This is a genomic window from Alcanivorax sp. UBA3183 (assembly GCF_002364155.1).
GTDB classification, from domain to species: domain Bacteria; phylum Pseudomonadota; class Gammaproteobacteria; order Pseudomonadales; family Alcanivoracaceae; genus Alcanivorax; species Alcanivorax jadensis.
Genome location: NZ_DEXN01000018.1, coordinates 12,312 through 13,451 on the forward strand (window position 1 = coordinate 12,312; position 1,140 = coordinate 13,451).

At 58.1% G+C, this 1,140-nt stretch carries 3 protein-coding genes; all 3 read left to right on the forward strand.

Annotated elements, in window-relative coordinates; genetic code table 11:
- Window positions 1-240, forward strand: a 240-nt coding sequence (locus B3Q33_RS08260) for a YtoQ family protein (RefSeq protein ID WP_286827458.1), incomplete at its 5' end; no start/stop codon positions are given.
- A gap of 142 nt (window positions 241-382) precedes the next feature.
- On the forward strand, window positions 383-865 hold the full coding sequence (locus B3Q33_RS08265; RefSeq protein WP_272962809.1) for a hypothetical protein: 483 nt from the start codon (window positions 383-385) through the stop codon (window positions 863-865).
- Window positions 866-895: 30 nt separating this feature from the next.
- Window positions 896-1,140, forward strand: a 245-nt coding sequence (locus tag B3Q33_RS08270; RefSeq protein WP_286827461.1) for an STAS/SEC14 domain-containing protein, incomplete at its 3' end; no start/stop codon positions are given.

The window sequence follows — 1,140 nt, forward strand, 5'->3', positions numbered from 1 at the left end:
ATCCGTACTCGCAAGCTGATCGACGAGGCCGATCTGGTCATTGTCCGTTTCGGGCCCAAGTACAAGCAGTGGAATGCGGCCTTCGATGCGGGTTACACCGCCGCCCTGGGCACGCCCATGATCATTCTTCACGACGAAGAACACGACCATCCCCTCAAGGAAGTGGATGCCGCTGCCGATGCCGTGGCACGCACTCCCGAGCAGGTGGTGGAAATGCTGGTCTATATCCTCAACGCCTGACAGGACGCGGGGTCAGAGCTTGCTGGAAGTGGTCAGTTCAGGCCCCGTTTTACCTCATTTTTCATCTCCTAAGGAGCATTTCCTGCGTTCTGCTTGTCCTACCGGGTGACAGGCATTAACAGGCAATACAAGGAGTGCTCCGATGACACACCGTTTACTCGCTGCCGCCGCATTCATGCTGGTAACCACCGCTACCTCCTGGGCGGACACCCAAGGGGTGCCCAATGTGAAAACCCCGGACCCGGATAAAGTCGCCGTGCAGATGGAAGACACCCTGGAAGATATTCAGGAATTCACGGTGGAACAGAAAAACGATGCCATGCGCACTGCCCGCCATGCTCTGGATGATCTGGATCGGCAGATCACGCTGCTGCAGAGCGAAATTGATAGCGGTTGGAAAGAGCTTTCCCAGCAGGCTCGGCTGGACAAACAATCCGCCATGGCAGCGCTGAAAGAGCAACGCGCAGAGCTGGAAACCCGTTACCAGGCACTGCAGCAGGCTGGTGCGGACAACTGGGAAGCCGCCAAGGTAAAATTTTCCCAGGGCTGGGAAGCCGCCAAACAGAGCTGGCAGGCGTTGAATGCGCCCGTGGCTGAAGGCACGGATAACCCCGAGGAACACTGAGGGCCGTGCAGCATACAAGGAGGGGCAGGCATGCTGACATTGATTCCGTTTGACGATGATCGCGTGGTTGGTGCAAGAATTTCCGGCAAGATCACCCGCCCGGAGTTCGATGCCGTGGCAGAGGCCCTGGAAGTGGCGCTGGCCAAGCACGACAAGGTGCGCTTCTACGCGGAAATGGAGACCTTTGGCGGTGTCGCCATGGATGCCCTTTTCCAGGACCTGAAGTTCGGTTTGCGCCACTGGCAACAATTCGAACGCGAGGCCGTGGTCACCGA